The 15935-nt window shown below is 66.7% G+C and carries 16 protein-coding genes; 5 read left to right on the top strand and 11 right to left on the bottom strand.

Annotation, left to right across the window (positions count from 1 at the left end; translation table 11 throughout):
- Positions 1-24: 24 nt before the first annotated feature.
- The 3 genes from atpD (at position 25) to C0099_RS15325 (ending at position 3264) form a co-directional block, all read left to right on the top strand.
- Complete coding sequence (gene atpD / locus C0099_RS15335; RefSeq protein ID WP_102248232.1) at positions 25-1428, top strand: F0F1 ATP synthase subunit beta; 1404 nt, start codon at positions 25-27, stop codon at positions 1426-1428.
- Positions 1429-1480: 52 nt separating this feature from the next.
- Positions 1481-1906 (top strand): F0F1 ATP synthase subunit epsilon, encoded by a 426-nt coding sequence (locus C0099_RS15330; RefSeq protein ID WP_102248231.1) that lies wholly within the window; start codon positions 1481-1483, stop codon positions 1904-1906.
- 146 nt (positions 1907-2052) lie between these two features.
- Positions 2053-3264 (top strand): ISL3 family transposase, encoded by a 1212-nt coding sequence (locus tag C0099_RS15325; RefSeq protein WP_408634103.1) that lies wholly within the window; start codon positions 2053-2055, stop codon positions 3262-3264.
- Between the two features lie 33 nt (positions 3265-3297).
- Here C0099_RS15325 and C0099_RS15320 read toward each other — a convergent pair whose 3' ends face one another.
- The 4 genes from C0099_RS15320 to C0099_RS15305 form a co-directional block, all read right to left on the bottom strand.
- Entirely contained in the window at positions 3298-3885 is a 588-nt protein-coding gene (locus tag C0099_RS15320; RefSeq protein WP_102248230.1) for a ubiquinone biosynthesis accessory factor UbiJ, read from the bottom strand.
- A 15-nt stretch (positions 3886-3900) separates the two neighbouring features.
- Complete coding sequence (locus C0099_RS15315) at positions 3901-4758, bottom strand: Tim44 domain-containing protein (RefSeq protein WP_102248229.1); 858 nt, start codon at positions 4756-4758, stop codon at positions 3901-3903.
- A gap of 71 nt (positions 4759-4829) precedes the next feature.
- Positions 4830-5567, bottom strand: coding sequence for a bifunctional demethylmenaquinone methyltransferase/2-methoxy-6-polyprenyl-1,4-benzoquinol methylase UbiE (gene ubiE / locus C0099_RS15310; RefSeq protein WP_102248228.1), 738 nt, complete (start codon positions 5565-5567; stop codon positions 4830-4832).
- Between the two features lie 3 nt (positions 5568-5570).
- Positions 5571-5996, bottom strand: a complete 426-nt coding sequence (locus tag C0099_RS15305; protein WP_102248540.1) for a gamma-butyrobetaine hydroxylase-like domain-containing protein — start codon at positions 5994-5996, stop codon at positions 5571-5573.
- Positions 5997-6149: 153 nt separating this feature from the next.
- Here C0099_RS15305 and phoB point away from each other — a divergent pair, with 153 nt between their 5' ends.
- Together phoB and phoR are read left to right on the top strand one after the other, a co-directional pair.
- Positions 6150-6851 carry a phosphate regulon transcriptional regulator PhoB gene (phoB, locus tag C0099_RS15300; protein WP_102248227.1) on the top strand — a complete coding sequence of 234 codons (702 nt, stop codon included), beginning with the start codon at positions 6150-6152 and terminating at the stop codon, positions 6849-6851.
- A 102-nt stretch (positions 6852-6953) separates the two neighbouring features.
- Entirely contained in the window at positions 6954-8267 is a 1314-nt protein-coding gene (gene phoR / locus C0099_RS15295) for a phosphate regulon sensor histidine kinase PhoR (RefSeq protein ID WP_102248226.1), read from the top strand.
- Here the strand turns inward: phoR and C0099_RS15290 are convergent.
- From C0099_RS15290 to gatA, 7 genes are all read right to left on the bottom strand, one after another.
- The gene (locus C0099_RS15290) at positions 8251-9858 is read right to left on the bottom strand and encodes a hypothetical protein (RefSeq protein ID WP_102248225.1); all 1608 of its coding nucleotides are present in this window, start codon (positions 9856-9858) and stop codon (positions 8251-8253) included. The two genes, phoR and C0099_RS15290, sit on opposite strands and share 17 nt — an antisense overlap.
- Before the next feature lie 31 nt (positions 9859-9889).
- Positions 9890-10312, bottom strand: coding sequence for an HIT family protein (locus C0099_RS15285; protein ID WP_102248224.1), 423 nt, complete (start codon positions 10310-10312; stop codon positions 9890-9892).
- 10 nt (positions 10313-10322) lie between these two features.
- Positions 10323-11162, bottom strand: a complete 840-nt coding sequence (locus C0099_RS15280) for a class II glutamine amidotransferase (RefSeq protein ID WP_102248223.1) — start codon at positions 11160-11162, stop codon at positions 10323-10325.
- A gap of 49 nt (positions 11163-11211) precedes the next feature.
- Entirely contained in the window at positions 11212-12312 is a 1101-nt protein-coding gene (locus C0099_RS15275; RefSeq protein WP_102248222.1) for a YeeE/YedE family protein, read from the bottom strand.
- Positions 12313-12411: 99 nt separating this feature from the next.
- Positions 12412-12948, bottom strand: coding sequence for a DUF3617 domain-containing protein (locus C0099_RS15270; protein ID WP_102248221.1), 537 nt, complete (start codon positions 12946-12948; stop codon positions 12412-12414).
- Positions 12949-12974: 26 nt separating this feature from the next.
- Positions 12975-14432 carry an Asp-tRNA(Asn)/Glu-tRNA(Gln) amidotransferase subunit GatB gene (gene gatB, locus C0099_RS15265; RefSeq protein WP_102248220.1) on the bottom strand — a complete coding sequence of 486 codons (1458 nt, stop codon included), beginning with the start codon at positions 14430-14432 and terminating at the stop codon, positions 12975-12977.
- A gap of 13 nt (positions 14433-14445) precedes the next feature.
- Positions 14446-15924, bottom strand: coding sequence for an Asp-tRNA(Asn)/Glu-tRNA(Gln) amidotransferase subunit GatA (gene gatA, locus C0099_RS15260; RefSeq protein WP_102248219.1), 1479 nt, complete (start codon positions 15922-15924; stop codon positions 14446-14448).
- Positions 15925-15935 lie beyond the last annotated feature (11 nt).

Here is a 15935-nt window from a genome sequence, read left to right as displayed (position 1 = left end):
ATTAATGCTTTTAAGGAAATGACGATGAGTACTGGTTCGATCGTTCAGTGTATCGGCGCCGTGGTGGATATCGAGTTCCCGCGCGACGCGATGCCCAAGGTGTACAACGCCCTCAAGCTCGACAGCGCCGGCAACGACAGCGGCATCGTCGAAGCGGGCCTGACCTTCGAGGTGCAGCAGCAGATCGGCGACGGCGTGGTGCGCACCATCGCCATGGGTTCGACCGATGGCCTGCGTCGCGGCATGTCGGTTTCCGACACCGGCGCGCAGATTTCCGTGCCGGTCGGCGAAGGCACGCTGGGTCGCATCATGGACGTGCTCGGTCGCCCGATCGACGAGGCCGGCGAGATCAAGTCCGACGAGCTGCGCCCGATTCACGCCAAGGCGCCCAAGTTCGACGAGCTCTCCCCGTCGGTGGAACTGCTCGAGACCGGCATCAAGGTCATCGACCTGATCTGCCCGTTCGCCAAGGGCGGCAAGGTCGGCCTGTTCGGCGGCGCCGGCGTGGGCAAGACCGTCAACATGATGGAACTGATCAACAACATCGCCAAGCAGCACGCGGGCCTGTCGGTGTTCGCCGGTGTGGGCGAGCGTACCCGTGAGGGCAACGACTTCTACCACGAGATGAAGGACTCCAACGTTCTCGACAAGGTCGCGATGGTGTTCGGTCAGATGAACGAGCCTCCGGGCAACCGTCTGCGCGTGGCGCTGACCGGTCTGACCATGGCCGAGCGTTTCCGCGACGATGGCCGTGACATCCTGTTCTTCGTCGACAACATCTACCGCTACACGCTGGCCGGTACCGAAGTGTCCGCGCTGCTCGGCCGCATGCCGTCGGCGGTGGGCTACCAGCCGACGCTGGCCGAGGAAATGGGCCGCCTGCAGGAGCGCATCACCTCCACCAAGGTCGGCTCGATCACGTCGATCCAGGCCGTGTATGTGCCCGCGGACGACCTCACCGACCCGTCGCCCGCGACGACCTTCCTGCACCTGGACTCCACCGTCGTGCTGTCGCGTGACATCGCCGCCCTGGGTATCTACCCGGCGGTCGATCCGCTCGACTCCACCAGCCGTCAGCTCGATCCGCTGGTGGTCGGCGAGGAGCATTACGACGTGGCCCGTCAGGTTCAGCAGACGCTGCAGCGCTACAAGGAACTGCGCGACATCATCGCGATTCTCGGCATGGACGAGCTCTCGCCGGAAGACAAGCTGGCGGTGGGCCGCGCGCGCAAGATCCAGCGCTTCCTGTCGCAGCCCTTCCACGTCGCCGAGGTGTTCACGGGCGCGCCGGGCAAGTACGTGACGCTCAAGGACACGATCAACGGGTTCAAGAAGATCGTCAGCGGCGAATGCGATCAGCTCCCCGAGCAGGCCTTCTACATGGTCGGCACCATCGAGGAAGCCGAGGAAAAGGCCAAGAAGCTCTAAAAGCGTGCTGCGGCGGGGCGACCCGCCGCAACGCAGAACATAAGGACACCCCATGGCCATGACTGTTCACGTGGACGTCGTCAGTGCAGAGGAACAGTTGTTCTCCGGACTGGCGGAATTCGTCGTCCTGCCCGGTGAAGCCGGCGAACTGGGCATTCTGCCCGGCCACATGCCGCTGCTCACGCGCATCCGCCCCGGCGCGGTACGCGTCAAGCTCGCCGACAAGGATGAGGAAGAACTGATCTTCGTCGCCGGCGGTCTGCTCGAAGTGCAGCCGGGTCTGGTGACGGTGCTCGCCGACACCGCGATCCGCGGTGCGGATCTGGACGAAGCCAAGGCGCTGGAGGCCAAGCGGCTTGCCGAAGAGGCGTTGCACGATCGAGGCGCGCAGATCGACTACGCCAAGGCCCAGGCCGAACTGATGGAGGCGATCGCGCAGATCCAGGCGATCCAGAAGATGAAGAAGCGCGGTCACTGAACGACGCGCCTCGACGAAAAAAACGACCGCCGCGGCGGTCGTTTTTTTTGGTTCTTCGCGTGATTTGGGGGAAGTAGTGGTTGACGGGTCGGAGGTTGGTAAATTGGCAGTCGCCAAACAAACCGATCCCCTTCCTCTTCCCCGTCATGCGAGATGCTATGTTGGACATGGTCTTCTGGGAAGGCCATGTTGTGGATTCCTACGAAGAACGTGCCGATGGCTCGTTGCTTCTACATCTGTGTGAAGAGCCCTCCTACCGTCCCCGATGTGGTCGTTGTGGCAGTGACTGCGTGCTGCTGCACGAACGTCGACGACGGCTGGTGCGCGAGCGAGACTGGTTCGACCGACGGGTCTGGCTGGATGTGCCGATTCGCCGGCTCGACTGCTACCACTGTGGTGCGCGCGCCGCCGAGCGCCTGAGTTGGCTCGATGCGGGCGAGCGCATCACGCACCGGCTGCGGGCCTGGGTCGAGGCGCTCGTAAAGATCCTGCCGATTGCCCACGTAGCCCAACTGACCGGCTTGCACTGGCACACCATCGAGCGCATCGATCAGCGGCGCCTGCAAGCCCAACACGGCGCTTTCGAGGCGCAGGGTGTGCGACGGCTGGTGATGGATGAGTTCGCACTACACAAGGGGCACCGCTACGCGACGGTAATCATGGATGCAGAGCGCATGCGTGTGCTGTGGGTCGGCGAAGGCAACAGCCGCGCCGCGGTCCGACCGTTTTTCCAGTTGCTCGGCAAACAAGGCTGTCAGCGCATCGAGGCGGTCGCCATGGACATGAACACGGCCTTCGATCTGGAAGTACGCGCCCATTGTCCGAGCGCTGAGGTGGTCTATGACCTGTTTCACGCCGTTGCGCGCTTCGGCCGGGACGTCGTTGATCGGGTGCGCGTCGATCAGGCCAACGCCTTGCGCAGCGCACCCGCACAGCGCAAAGTGATCAAGCGTTCTCGCTGGTTGCTGCTGCGCAACCGCGACAACCTCGGCAGCGAGCAAGCAGTCAAGCTCGACGAGTTGTTGGCGGCCAATGCACCGCTGGCCACCGTCTACCTGCTCAAGACCGCGATCAAGGAAATCTGGTTTGCACCGACCGTGCGCGAAGGTGCTCGCAGATGGAAAGATTGGTACCGCATGGCTATCGACAGTGGCATCGCCCCAGCTATTGCCTTCGCGAAACGGCTGCGCAAGTACCTACGCGGCATCCTCGCCTCGGCCATCTTCCCGCTCAACACTAGCGTTCTGGAGGGCGTCAACAACCGCATCAAGGTCATCAAGCGCATGGCCTATGGATTCCGCGACTCAGCCTACTTCTTCCTCAAGATCAAGGATGCCTTCCCCGGAAAAGCGCGATGAACCTTTTTTTTTGCCCTTCGTCGGGGAGTCGCCCTAGCGATGCAACTTGCGCTCCACCCGCGACACACGTTTCTCCAGCCGCGCGAGCGCGTCACGCAGGGTGGCCACTTCTCCGCGGAAGGCCTCGAGCTGAGGACGCGTCGCCAGCAGCCCGGACTCCTCGCTGAGGTACTCGCCGACGTTTCCGCGCAGCGCTTCGGCGCCACGTGCTGCACCGGAGCGCAAGGCGCGCGCCGCATCGGCCAGTCGGTGGGCCGGGATGTCGCCGACTACGCGTGCCAGATCTTCCTCGACATCCCATTCGAGGTTGCGAAACACGAAACCCAGCGTCTCGGCCAGTTCCGCGTCGCCTTCGATGCGCGCCCGGCCGAAGGCCTTTGCGAGTCCACCCGAAGCGAGGGCTGCAGGCATCTCGCCCAGCGGCAGCGTGATCCGTACCGATGCAACCTGATCCGCATCTGCCGCGTCGAGCAGCCCCTCGTCGGTGATGCGGGCACGTACCTCGAACGGCACGCTGTCGACGTGCAGCACGCAGTCGGCATGGGGCATCAGTCGCTCGCGCGCCCAGGGCGCGTCGGCGAGCAGATGATCGACTGCGCGAACGAAAACGCGATCGAACATGGGCGCGTGCAGGACTCAGCCGGCCTGCTGAATGCCGGCCACCCGCCAGCCACTCGTGCCCTCGCGCTCCTTGACCAGATGCCAGATCTCGTCGAAGTGCGCCGGCGGGCTGTCGGCCTCCTCGCGCAGCAGACCGGTGAAGCGTACGCTGACGACGTAGCGCCCGCTCTCCTCGGTCACCTCGAGAACCTCGGCATCGAGATCGATCACATCGGTGTGCTGGACCGGCCCCGTCGGTGCGTCGGCCATCTGCATGCGGATCTCGGCGAACACCTCGGGTGTGGTGAACTCGCGGATGTCGGCCAGATCGCCGCGGTCGTTGGCCGCCTGCAGGCGGATGAAATTGAGCTTGGCCTGGCGCAGGAAGGCCGCCTCGTCGAGTTGACTGCGCAGATCGTCCTGCTGCACCGGCGATGCCGCGCCACCCATCTCGGCCATCGATGCCGGCGCCGCGCCACCGAAAGCGCCCGGTGCGTTTCCGGCGTACTGCATGCGTTGTGCGCTCTGCGCCTGCTGGCCTTCAAGGGCGCGGCGTGCCAGGAAGCGGAACAGCATCACGCCGGCGAACACCATCAGTGCGATGAGCACGAAGGAGGCGAAGCCCTCGCCCAGCCCCAGATGCGAGAACAGCGCGGCCAGACCCAGGCCCGCGGCCAGGCCGGCAATCGGTCCCATCCACGACGAGCGGTTGGGCGCGGCCTGCGCGCCCGGACGCACCGGTGCCTGCGCCGCGGGGCGCGGCGATTGCGGGGGCGACATCTGCCGCTGCATGCCGAAGCTGCCACCGCCGCCGAAGCGGCGCGCCTCGGCGTCGGGTACGAACATGCCGAAGGTAAACAGGACGGCCACCAGGGTGATCACGAAGTGCTTCATTGCGATGTTGGCTCCTAGCAAGGGAATGCCGGTCGGGCGCCGGCTTTACGGGCGCGCGGCGCGCGCCCCGTTCAGATCTTGTAGCCCCGGTGCAGCGCGACGACGCCGCCGGTCATGTTGAACCATTCGACCCGCGACAGCCCGGCCTGTTCCATCATCGCGCCGAGCGAGGGCTGGTCCGGATGCATGCGGATCGATTCGGCCAGATAGCGGTAGCTGTCAGCGTCGTCCGCGACCCGCGCGCCCATCCATGGCAGCACCTTGAACGAATAGAAGTCGTAGGCCGGTGCGAGCGGCGCCCATACCTTGGAAAACTCGAGCACCAGCAGCCGCCCGCCCGGACGCAGCACGCGGGTCATCTCGGCCAGCGCGACGTCCTTGTGCGTCATGTTGCGCAGGCCGAAGGCCACCGTGACGCAGTCGAAGTGATTCGAAGGGAAGGGCAGCCGTTCCGCGTCGCACTGCGCCACCGGCAATGCGTAGCCCGCGTCGACCACGCGGTCACGCCCGACCGAGAGCATCGCGTGGTTGATGTCGGTCAGCCAGACCTGCCCCGAGGTGCCGACGCGTCGCGCGAAGGCCAGCGAAAGATCCGCCGTGCCTCCGGCCACGTCGAGTACGCGCGAGCCCTCGCGCACGCCCGAAAGCCCAATCGCAAAGCGCTTCCAAAGGCGATGCAGGCCCATCGACATGAGGTCGTTCATGACGTCGTAGCGACCGGCCACCGACGAGAACACCTGTGCCACGCGGTGGCGCTTTTCGCCTTCGGCGACCGTGCGGAATCCGAAGTGGGTCTGTTTGTCGTCCATGCGTCAGTGCCCGTGCGAGCCGCATCCGCCCTTGGGCGCAGGCGGTGGCGCCAGCGCCGGATCGCGGCTGCCGCCGGTCCGCTCCAGCTCTTCGAGATAGCGGCGCCACATCTGCTCGCGCTGCGTGCCGAGCTCGTACAGATAATCCCAGGAATACAGGCCGCTGTCGTGGCCGTCGTCGAAGCGCGGACGGATCGCGTAGTTGCCCACCGGTTCGACCGCGAGGATGTCGACGTCGCGTTTGCCCAGTTGCAGGACTTCCTGGCCCGGCCCATGGCCGCGGACTTCCGCCGACGGCGAAAACACGCGCAGGAACTCGAACGGCAGGTGGAAGACGTTGCCGTCGTCAAAGCGCAGTTCGAGCTCCCTGGACTTGCGGTGCACGGTGATGCCGGTCGGTTTCGGAGTGGTCGAATCGAGTCCTGCCATGGTGCCTTGCCGAATCGTGGTTGTGTGACCGATCATGATACCCGAAGCCTGCAGCACGGTATTCGGTCCCCACGCGAAGCCGGGGCAGGTTACCTGTCACAAAAGCTTCAAGCTTCTGCAATAGACTGCGCGGAAACGAATGGAGCGAACCCCATGGCTGCAAACATCCTTCTCGTCGAGGACGAGCCGGCGATCCAGGAACTGATCGCGGTGAATCTGACCCGCGCGGGCCACAACGTGGTGCGCGTGGCCGACGCCGAATCGGCACAGCGACTGGTGCGCGAGGCGCTGCCGGACCTGATCGTCCTCGACTGGATGCTGCCCGGCATGTCCGGCGTCGAACTGGCGCGGCGCCTGCGTGCCGACGAGCGCACCCGTGCAACGCCGATCATCATGCTCACCGCGCGCGGCGAGGAGGCCGACAAGGTGACGGGGCTGGAAACGGGCGCCGACGACTACATCACCAAGCCCTTCTCCCCGCGCGAGCTGGTCGCGCGCATCAAGGCCGTGCTGCGCCGGCGCGCGCCGCAAGTCACGGATGATCCTGTCGAGCTCGGCGGCCTGTGCATCGATCCGGGCGCACACCGCGTGCGGGCGGGCGACCAGTCGCTGTCGCTGGGGCCGACCGAGTTCCGATTGCTGCACTTCCTGATGACGCACCCGGAACGCGTGCATTCGCGCACCCAGTTGCTCGACCAGGTATGGGGCGACCACGTCTTCGTCGAGGAGCGCACCGTCGACGTGCATATCCGTCGCCTGCGCTCAGCCCTCGAGGGTAGCGGCCACGACGGGCTGATCCAGACCGTGCGCGGCAGCGGCTACCGCTTCTCGACCCGCATCGACACCGCGGTATGATTCGCGGGGCGCGCGCCCCGCGAATCATCGAGGGCGCGTCGCATCAGGGTCCGTGCCAGCGCATCTCACGCGGATGTCCCGCCCTTCACTGTTAGCCCGTCCATGTACAAGATCTGGTCCGGATCGCTGATCTTCATTCTGGTATGCGCCTTGATCGCGCTCGTCGTGGGTTTCGCCTTCGGCCCGTGGTTCGGCGTCGGCGTGTTCATCCTCGTACTGCTGGGGCTGCTCGACCATCATCTGTCTAACCTGCAGCGGCTCGCACAGTGGGCGCGCCTGCGCGACGACTCCCCGGCGCCCGAAGGCCACGGCGCATGGCGTCCCGTGTTCCACGAACTCGAATGCCGCGCGCGCGACGGACGCGAGGAACGCCAGCGCCACATGGAAACGCTGGAGCGTTTCCGTTCCGCGGGTGAGGCCATGCCCGACGGCATCGTGTATCTGTCCACCAACGATGCGGTGGAATGGATGAATCGCCGAGCCGAGCAGCACCTGGGGCTGTCGCAGGCCAAGGACGTGGGCCTGCCTCTGGTGGCGATCGTGCGCGTGCCCGAGCTGGTGGCCTATCTCGAGGCGGGCGGAACGGATGAGCCGCTGGTGATTCCCTCGCCGCGGCGCACCGACCGGCGCCTGCTGGTGCAGATCGTGCCCTTCGGCGGTGGCCAGAAGATGCTGATCTCGCGCGACATCACCCAGCTCGAAAAGCTCGAGACCATGCGCCAGGATTTCATCGCCAACGTCTCGCACGAACTGCGTACGCCGCTGACCGTCGTATCCGGCTTCGTCGAGACCGTGGCCGACGGACTCGACGATCTGCCGCGTGAGGACGTGGAACGCTTCCTGAATCTCGCGCTCGAGCAATCGACGCGCATGCAGCGTCTGATCGAGGATCTGCTCACGCTCTCGGCGTTGGAGACCGGCGCGCCGGCGCCGCACGAGGAACGGGTGGATGTCGGTGATCTGCTGCGCACCATCGCGCAGGAGGCCGAACTGCTATCCAATGGTCGCCACGCGATCACGCTGGATCTGCACGACGATGCCCGCGCCGACATCCTGCTCGGCAGTCAGAAGGAGCTGCATTCGGCCTTCGCCAATCTGGCCAGCAACGCCGTGCGCTATACTCCGGCCGGTGGCAGCATCGCGCTCGCGTGGCGCAGTGACGACGACGGTGGCGAGTTCTCGGTGACCGATGACGGCATCGGCATCGATGCGCGCAACATCTCGCGCCTGACCGAGCGATTCTTTCGCGTCGACAAGGGGCGTTCCCGCGAAACAGGCGGCACGGGTCTGGGGCTGGCCATCGTCAAGCACATCGTTTCGCGACATCAGGCGGAACTGTGCATCGACAGCGCACCCGGCAAGGGAAGCCGTTTCGCCGTGCGCTTTCCGGCGACGCGGCTTACGCGACGACCTTGACCGCCTCGAAGGTGACCTGATCGAAGTTCGCGCCGCGCTCGACGATCTCCAGCAGACGATAGCCACGCAAGCGTCCGTCGTGCACCTCAACGACGCGGTGTGGCAAAAAATAGCCGGCCGGAATCACCAGCGTGGCGGGTGACTTGAGGGCCGGCGTCGCTTCGAGCAGGAAGGCCATCTGGAACTCGATGTCCGAACGCTCGCGCCCGATGCCGACCGAACGGATCGCCACCACGCGCGGCAGACCGTTCATCAGTTTGACGCCGGCATCGAGCGCGCCGTCCTCGCGATACATCACCCAGCCCACCACGCCGAGCATGAAGCTCTTCGCGTCGTTGGGCCGGATGGCGACCAGCCCGCGGTGTTCGAGCCGCTCGGTGCTGCCGCGCCGACGCAGCCGGAAGCCGCCCAATGACTGGTCGAGCATTTCCCATTGCGTGCAGATATGGCCATGCCGCGCCGCGACCCGCTGTCGGTCGGGGCGATCGTCGATCATGATGTCGGTGACGCGCTCGCCCAGCGTGAGCATGCGTTCGTCGGCGCGGATGCTGCGCTCGATGGTGTTCATCGTCGGCTGTTCGAAGGGCTTGCCGGTGATGAAGAAGGCGATCGAATTCCAGTCGCCGTTCAGCTCCGCGGTGCCGCGCCCGGGGCGGCGCGCGAAGCGGCGCCCGGTGGCGCCGCGTGCCCACGGCTTGTACAGCGACAGAAGCAACTGCACCACGTCCTCCGCGGTGATCGCTGCGCTCAGGCCGAGGTCACCGGCCTGGCCGCTCTTGCGCAGCCGTGTGGCGACTTCGCGGAAGCGCTCGACGAGCTGGCTGCTGTCGAAGCGCCGCAGTGGTGCGCCCGCATCGAGTGTGTCGAGCGGACGCAGGCCCCGGTCGGAACCCAGATCCAGCGCGTAGGCCGTGCGCCGGCCGTCCTCGGCGTCGCTGCCCTCGGGCAGCAGCCGGCAATAGGGCGCGAAATAGCGCGCCAGTTCGCGCACGGTGACAAGCTGTCCGGCGTCGAAGGCGAATGGGTTGGAGAGGTCGATGAGCAGCGCTTCGGCATGCGCCTCGGCCGCGCTCTGCGCCTGCCAGGCGCGGTTGAGCGCATCGGGCGCGCGCGTCCACGCGAAACCGCGCGCTTCGGCGTCGGCGAAGGCTGCGTTGAGTGCGCCCCACATGCCGGCCGGCACCGCGCGGCGCGCCTGGATGAACTCGATCAGCGCGGCCGCGCAGTAATGCACGCGGCGTTGCGCGAGGAGCGCGTGCGTGCTGGCCGAGGGGCCGATCGCCGTATCGCGCGCGAGCAGCGCATAGGCCTGCGCCAGTTCCAGCCAGGTCTCGCTGACTTCGTGCAGGGCGAGGTCGGCGTCCTCTCCGGGGGCTGCGGGTCGTTCGGCGTACTGGTGCGAGAGCGCCGACTGGGCGTGCTCGAGCGGCTCGCGCAGCGCCTCGAGTACGTCCAGCCAGCCTGCCGACGGCGGCGTGCATTGACCGACCACGTCGATCAGGCTGCGCAACTCGCCATGTACGTCCTGTCCGCCACGCCCGTGCAGTGCGCGCAGCGCCGCGAGGCATTCGTCCGGGGTCGGCTTGCTCATGCGGTTCTCCGCGGGGCGGCGCGCGTGACGCTCAGCTCAGGTGGCGTACGATGGCCTCGCCGAGCGCGCGCTCGTCGGGCTCGGCACGCAGGGTCGGGGTGCGCTCGGGCGTGCCCCAGATGGGCTGCGGGTAATGCCGGTCGTCACGATGGCGCGGTATGACGTGCCAGTGCAGATGGGGCACGAGGTTGCCGAGACTGGCGAGATTGATCTTGTCGGGTGTCATCAGTTCGCGCAGGGCCGCTTCGGTGGCGAAGACCACGTCCATCAGGTGGCGACGGTCGGCGGCCGACAGGTCGCTCATCTCGACGATGTGATCCTTCCAGACGACGCGGCAATAGCCCGGATAGTCGGGTTCGAGCACGAGGATCACGCGGCAGCGCGCGTCCTGCCAGACGATGCGGTCGCCTCGCGGGTCGCACAAGGGGCAGTGGGTAGCGTCTCGGGTATCCATGATGGCGGGATTATAACGCCTCGCGCGGCGCGGGTGCGCCATGTGGCGGCGTCACCGGCTGGGCGACGGTGCGGGTCGAACCGAGTGCCTCCGGGGCACCGTGCAGGAAGCTCAGCAATGTGCCGGGCTCGATCTGCGTCCAGCGCTCGTTGTCGGTCAGCGGCAGCGTGGCGATCACGGCGACGCGGTCGTCGGGCGTGGTCACGCTGTCGAAATCGACGCTCACGTCCTCGTCCGACAGGTGCGCGGTCGAGAACGGCGCCTGGCGGATGATGTAGACCAGTCGGCTGGAGCAATGTGCGAACAGCCGTTCCCCGTTGCACAGCAGGAAGTTGAATTCCCCGCGGCTGCCGATCTCGATCGCCAGTTCGCGCAGGGTCGCGTGCAACGTGCGCGCATCCGGTGGGCCGTCGGGAAAGCGCTCGGCCAGTGTCTGCAGGATGTGGCAGAAGGCGCGCTCGGAATCGGTCGTGCCGACCGGCCGGAAGCGCCCGCCCAGCACCGGTGCGTAGTCGCGCAGATGACCGTTGTGGGCAAAGATCCAGTAGCGGCCCCACAGCTCGCGCTGGAACGGATGGGTGTTGTCGAGCCGGATGTCCCCCTGTGTGGCCTTGCGGATGTGGGCGATGACGTTGAGCGAGCGGATCGGGTAGTGGCGCACCAGTTCGGCCACGGGCGAGTCGGCGCTGGGCTGCGGATCGAGAAAGACGCGCACGCCGCGGCCTTCGAAGAAGGCGATGCCCCAGCCGTCACGATGGTGGTCGGTGAGACCACCGCGCGCGCGAAAACCGGTGAACGAGAAGCAGATGTCCGTCGGGACATTGCAGTTCATTCCTAGCAATTGACACATCAGGGAACATCCGGTGCAGGCAACGCCCCGATTATAGATGGGTGGCGCGTCAGGGATGGGCGGGTGCGCCCTGCAGTGCCGCGTCGGTGGTCGCACCACGCGGCCGACGGTCGACCAGCCAGTCGGTCAGCGCCGCGCCGGCCCACATGCCGCACAGCGTCAGCCACGCGGTGAGTGCGAACACCGCCGCACCGGACACGCCGGCGCCGACCGCGCACCCGCCGGCGAGCATGCCGCCGAAGCCCATCAGCACCGCGCCGACGATGTAGCGGCGCATCGCAGCACCCCCCTGGAAGCCTTCGAGCTTGAGTTCGCGAGCGAACCACGCGGCGACGAAGGAGCCCAGGAACACGCCGGGAATCATGCCGTGGTCGAAGTTCAGGCTCTGTCCGACGGGCGAGAGCACCAGCATCAGCATGTCGGCGGCAGGGCCGGTGAAGGACAGGCTCTTCACCGGCGTGGGTTCGAAGGTGACCTGCGACAGGGCGAAGTTGGCCCACCATGCGGCGGCCACCATCGCGCCGGCGCCGATGCCGCCGATCCAGCCCCAGAGCGACACGCGGCTGCGCAGTGCGAAGAACACGCCGGCGGCCAGCCACACCAGACCGAAAGCCAGACCGCCGGCGTTGCCCATTCCGGTCGTCGCCAGCAGGTCGCGCGCGGCGCCGCCGTCGACCGTCCATAGCGCGCCGATCCATTCGCGCGCCGGCGCGAGCACGCCGCCCATCGAGGCCTGGGCGGTAACTGCGAAGATCAGACCGGACAGCAAGGCGCGCAGGTTGCCGTTTGCGGCGAGCACCAGCAGGCGGCTGGAGCAGCCGCGCGCGAGGACCATGCCGATGCCGAACAGCAGGCCGCCGATCAATGCGCCCGAAACGCTGCCGCGGCTGGCGAGCTGGCGCACGTTGGCAGTGTCGAACTGACCGGCCAGCGCAAGGAGTTGGGTGGCGACCACGGCGGCCGAGAACGCGAACAGCCATACGGCCAGGCGCGCGCCCAGTTGCCCGCGCGCGACCTCGACCACGGCAGCGCGCAGACAAAAGCGCGAGCGCTGGGCGAAGAAGCCGAACAGCGTGCCGACCGCCAGACCCGCCAGCGCCAGCGCGCGGTGGTCACCGACGGCTTCGACGAATTCGACGAGTGCGGACATGGCATTCTCCCCGGCGTGCGGGACGGACGGTTCTTCCGTATAAGAATGCGCTTAAATTAGGGTTTGGTTATTGATCTGACTCAAGCCGGGCAGAAGGTGTCAGCGGTTCATGCCCGGCATGTTCTTCATCATCGAGTCCAGATCGATGTTGCCCATGCCGGGGATGTTCACTCCCCCCTTCATGCGCGTGTCGCCGGGACGCTGGCCGGGATGACACTTTGGCGCGACCCAGCGGCTCTCGACCTGGGCCGTGGATTGCTTCATGCCATGCAGCGGCGGCGTGAAGGTACTGCGGATCTCGCCGCGGTAGGCGGTCTCGAAGTTGCCGGTGAAGTCGGACACGATCTGCGCCTTCGAGCCCTCGATCGTGCAGGTGGCGCTGGCGCGCAGGCGGTTGCCTGAGTAGTCGACCTTCATGTCCGTGCACTCGGCCTTCTCGGCTTCCGGGTGGCGCATCAGGTCCTCGATGCTGCCGTCCATGCAGGATTCCATGTTCATCGACATGCCGCCCATGTCCACCATCCTGGTCTGCATCTCCCACAGGCCGGCACGGGGCGTGGGCAGGTCGGGCGGCAACGGGTTGGCGAGCGCGGCGCCTGCAAGGGCGGCCAGCGGCAGCATCAGGATGGGCTTCATGTCGGGGCTCCGTATCGTTGCGGGCGTCAGGCGCCCAGCTTGCGTTTGAGGATCTCGTTGACCTGCGCCGGATTGGCCTTGCCGCGGCTGGCCTTCATGACCTGGCCGACCAGTGCGTTGAACGCCTTGTCCTTGCCGGCGCGGAACTCGTCCACGGACTTCTGGTTTGCGGCGAGGACCTCGTCGACCATCGCTTCGATCGCGCCCGAGTCGGTGACCTGCTTGAGCCCCTGAGCCTCGATGATTTCGTCGGCACTCGCGCCGTCGCCGTTCCACAGGGTATCGAAGACCTTGCGGCCGATGCTGTTAGAAATCGTGTTGTCGGCGATGCGCTGCACCAGGCTGGCGATCTGTGCGGCCGAAACCGGAGATTTGGCGATGTCCAGGTCGGCCTTGTTGAGCCGTGCCGCCAGATCGCCCATGACCCAGTTGGCGCACAGCTTGGCATGGGCGCTGCCTGCCGCGTCGACGGTGGCCTGGAAGAAGGCTGCGACCTCGCGCGAGGCTGTCAACGTGGCCGCATCGTAGGGTGACAGGCCGAACTCGCGGATGAAGCGCGCCTTCATCGCCTCGGGCAGTTCCGGCATGGCGGAGCCGACCTCGTCCATCCATTCCTGCGAGATGATCAGCGGCAGCAGGTCTGGGTCCGGGAAGTAGCGGTAATCGTGCGCGTCTTCCTTGGTGCGCATCACGCGCGTCTCGCCGGTGTCGGGGTCGAACAGCACGGTGGCCTGCTGGATGCTCCCGCCGTCCTCGAGCCGTTCGATCTGCCACTGCACCTCGTAGTCGATGGCCTGCTGCAGAAAGCGGAAGGAGTTCAGGTTCTTGATCTCGCGCCGCGTGCCCAGCGGGTCACCGGGGCGGCGCACCGAGACGTTGGCGTCGCAACGGAAGGAGCCTTCCTGCATGTTGCCGTCGCAGATCTCGATCCAGCGCACCAGCGCGTGCAGCGCGCGGGCGTAGGCCACGGCCTCGGCCGACGAGCTCATCTCCGGTTCGGAGACGATCTCGAGCAGCGGCGTGCCGGCGCGGTTCAGATCGATGCCGCTCATACCGTGGAAGTCTTCGTGCAGGCTCTTGCCCGCGTCCTCTTCCAGGTGCGCGCGGGTGAGATTCACGGTCTTCTCGTAGGCGGCCTCGCCTTCGCCGACACGGATCGTGATCGCACCGCCCTGCACCACCGGCAGGTCCATCTGGCTGATCTGGTAGCCCTTGGGAAGATCCGGGTAGAAGTAGTTCTTGCGCGCGAAGATGCTCTTCGGCGCGACATGCGCGCCGATGGCCAGACCGAAGCGGATGGCGCGCTCGACCGCGCCGCGGTTGAGGACCGGCAGCACGCCGGGCAGCGCGATGTCGACGGCGCTGGCCTGGCGGTTGGGGTCGGCACCGAAGGCGGTCGAGGCGCCGGAGAAGATCTTGGATGCGGTGTTCAGCTGGGCATGGACTTCCAGTCCGATGACCACTTCCCAGGTGTTCTGGCTCATGTCTGTCAGTTCCTCACGCCGCGATTTCGGGCCGGCGGCGGTGCCAGTCGGTGACCTGCTGGTAGCGATGCGCCACATCGAGCAGGCGGGCTTCGTCGAAATGATTGCCGACGAGTTGCAGGCCCACCGGCATGGCGTCCGCGCCGAAACCGCAGGGCAGCGACACGCCTGGCACGCCGGCGAGGTTGATGGCGATGGTGTAGATGTCGGACAGATACATCTGCACCGGGTCGTCGGTCTTCGCGCCGAGTTTCCAGGCGGTGGTCGGGCTGACCGGGCCGGCGATCACGTCGCAGGCCTCGAAGGCGTGGGCGAAGTCGCTGGCGATGAGGCGACGCAGCTTCTGCGCCTTCAGGTAATAGGCGTCGTAGTAGCCGTGCGAGAGCACGTAGGTGCCGATCAGGATGCGCCGCTGGACCTCGGCGCCGAAGCCCTCGCCGCGGCTCTTGCGGTACATGTCGTCCAGATCCGTGTATTCGGCTGCGCGGTGCCCGTAGCGCACGCCGTCGAAGCGCGACAGGTTGGTCGAGGCCTCGGCCGGGGCGAGCACGTAATAGGCGGGGATCGCCAGCTTCGCGTTGGGCAGGGCGACCTCCACCGTGGTGGCGCCGAGCTTGCGGTAGGCGTCGAGCGCGGCCTCGATCGCGGCGCGCACGTCGTTGGCCAGGCCCTCGCCGAAGAACTCCACCGGCAGTCCGATGCGCAGGCCGGCCAGTGGCTTTTCCGGGTCCGTGGGCGTGCGCGCGATCTCGCGCCCGTAGTCCTCGCCCGGGCGCTCCAGGCTGGTGGAATCGCGCGGGTCGAAGCCGCACATGGCGCTGAGCACCGGGGCGCAGTCCTCGGCCGAGGCGGCGAACACGCCGGCCTGGTCGAAGGACGAGGCGTAAGCGATCATGCCGTAGCGGCTGACCGTGCCGTAGGTGGGCTTGATGCCGGTCACGCCGGTCATCGCAGCGGGCTGGCGCACTGAACCGCCGGTGTCGGTGCCGGTGGCCAGCGGCACCATGCGTGCGGCCACCGCCGCGGCCGAGCCGCCGGACGAACCGCCGGGGATTCGCGTGACATCCCACGGGTTCTTCGTCGCGCCGAAGTGCGAGTTCTCGTTGCTCGAGCCCATCGCGAACTCATCCATGTTGGTCTTGCCGAGCATCACGACGCCGGCATTGCGCAGTTTGCCGACCACGTGCGCGTCATACGGACTGACGAAGTTGGCGAGCATCTTCGAGCCGCAGGTGGTGAGCACGCCCTCGGTGCAGAACACGTCCTTGTGCGCGAGCGGGATGCCGGTCAGCGGTCCGGCATCCTTGCGCGCGATGCGCGCATCGGCTGCGGCGGCCTCGCGCAACGCGCGCTCACGATCTATCGTGATGAAGGCGTTCAGATCCGGGTTGAGGCGCTCGATGCGGTCGAGGAAGAGCGTGGCGAGTTCCACGCTCGTCGTCTTGCCGGTGTCGAGCGCGGCACGCAGTTCGGTCAGGCTGGAATCGATCATTTGGGGCGTTC

This window comes from Pseudazoarcus pumilus, assembly GCF_002872475.1.
Lineage (GTDB): Bacteria > Pseudomonadota > Gammaproteobacteria > Burkholderiales > Rhodocyclaceae > Pseudazoarcus > Pseudazoarcus pumilus.
This window is presented reverse-complemented; position numbering and strand designations above follow the sequence as displayed.

Excerpts from the sequence above, each read along its gene's own strand:
- atpD (WP_102248232.1), top strand. The coding sequence starts at position 25 with ATGAGTACTGGTTCGATCGTTCAGTGTATCGGCGCCGTGGTGGATATC.
- C0099_RS15330 (WP_102248231.1), top strand. The coding sequence starts at position 1,481 with ATGGCCATGACTGTTCACGTGGACGTCGTCAGTGCAGAGGAACAGTTG.
- C0099_RS15325 (WP_408634103.1), top strand. The coding sequence starts at position 2,053 with ATGCGAGATGCTATGTTGGACATGGTCTTCTGGGAAGGCCATGTTGTG.
- C0099_RS15320 (WP_102248230.1), bottom strand. The coding sequence starts at position 3,885 with ATGTTCGATCGCGTTTTCGTTCGCGCAGTCGATCATCTGCTCGCCGAC.
- C0099_RS15315 (WP_102248229.1), bottom strand. The coding sequence starts at position 4,758 with ATGAAGCACTTCGTGATCACCCTGGTGGCCGTCCTGTTTACCTTCGGC.
- ubiE (WP_102248228.1), bottom strand. The coding sequence starts at position 5,567 with ATGGACGACAAACAGACCCACTTCGGATTCCGCACGGTCGCCGAAGGC.
- C0099_RS15305 (WP_102248540.1), bottom strand. The coding sequence starts at position 5,996 with ATGGCAGGACTCGATTCGACCACTCCGAAACCGACCGGCATCACCGTG.
- phoB (WP_102248227.1), top strand. The coding sequence starts at position 6,150 with ATGGCTGCAAACATCCTTCTCGTCGAGGACGAGCCGGCGATCCAGGAA.
- phoR (WP_102248226.1), top strand. The coding sequence starts at position 6,954 with ATGTACAAGATCTGGTCCGGATCGCTGATCTTCATTCTGGTATGCGCC.
- C0099_RS15290 (WP_102248225.1), bottom strand. The coding sequence starts at position 9,858 with ATGAGCAAGCCGACCCCGGACGAATGCCTCGCGGCGCTGCGCGCACTG.
- C0099_RS15285 (WP_102248224.1), bottom strand. The coding sequence starts at position 10,312 with ATGGATACCCGAGACGCTACCCACTGCCCCTTGTGCGACCCGCGAGGC.
- C0099_RS15280 (WP_102248223.1), bottom strand. The coding sequence starts at position 11,162 with ATGTGTCAATTGCTAGGAATGAACTGCAATGTCCCGACGGACATCTGC.
- C0099_RS15275 (WP_102248222.1), bottom strand. The coding sequence starts at position 12,312 with ATGTCCGCACTCGTCGAATTCGTCGAAGCCGTCGGTGACCACCGCGCG.
- C0099_RS15270 (WP_102248221.1), bottom strand. The coding sequence starts at position 12,948 with ATGAAGCCCATCCTGATGCTGCCGCTGGCCGCCCTTGCAGGCGCCGCG.
- gatB (WP_102248220.1), bottom strand. The coding sequence starts at position 14,432 with ATGAGCCAGAACACCTGGGAAGTGGTCATCGGACTGGAAGTCCATGCC.
- gatA (WP_102248219.1), bottom strand. The coding sequence starts at position 15,924 with ATGATCGATTCCAGCCTGACCGAACTGCGTGCCGCGCTCGACACCGGC.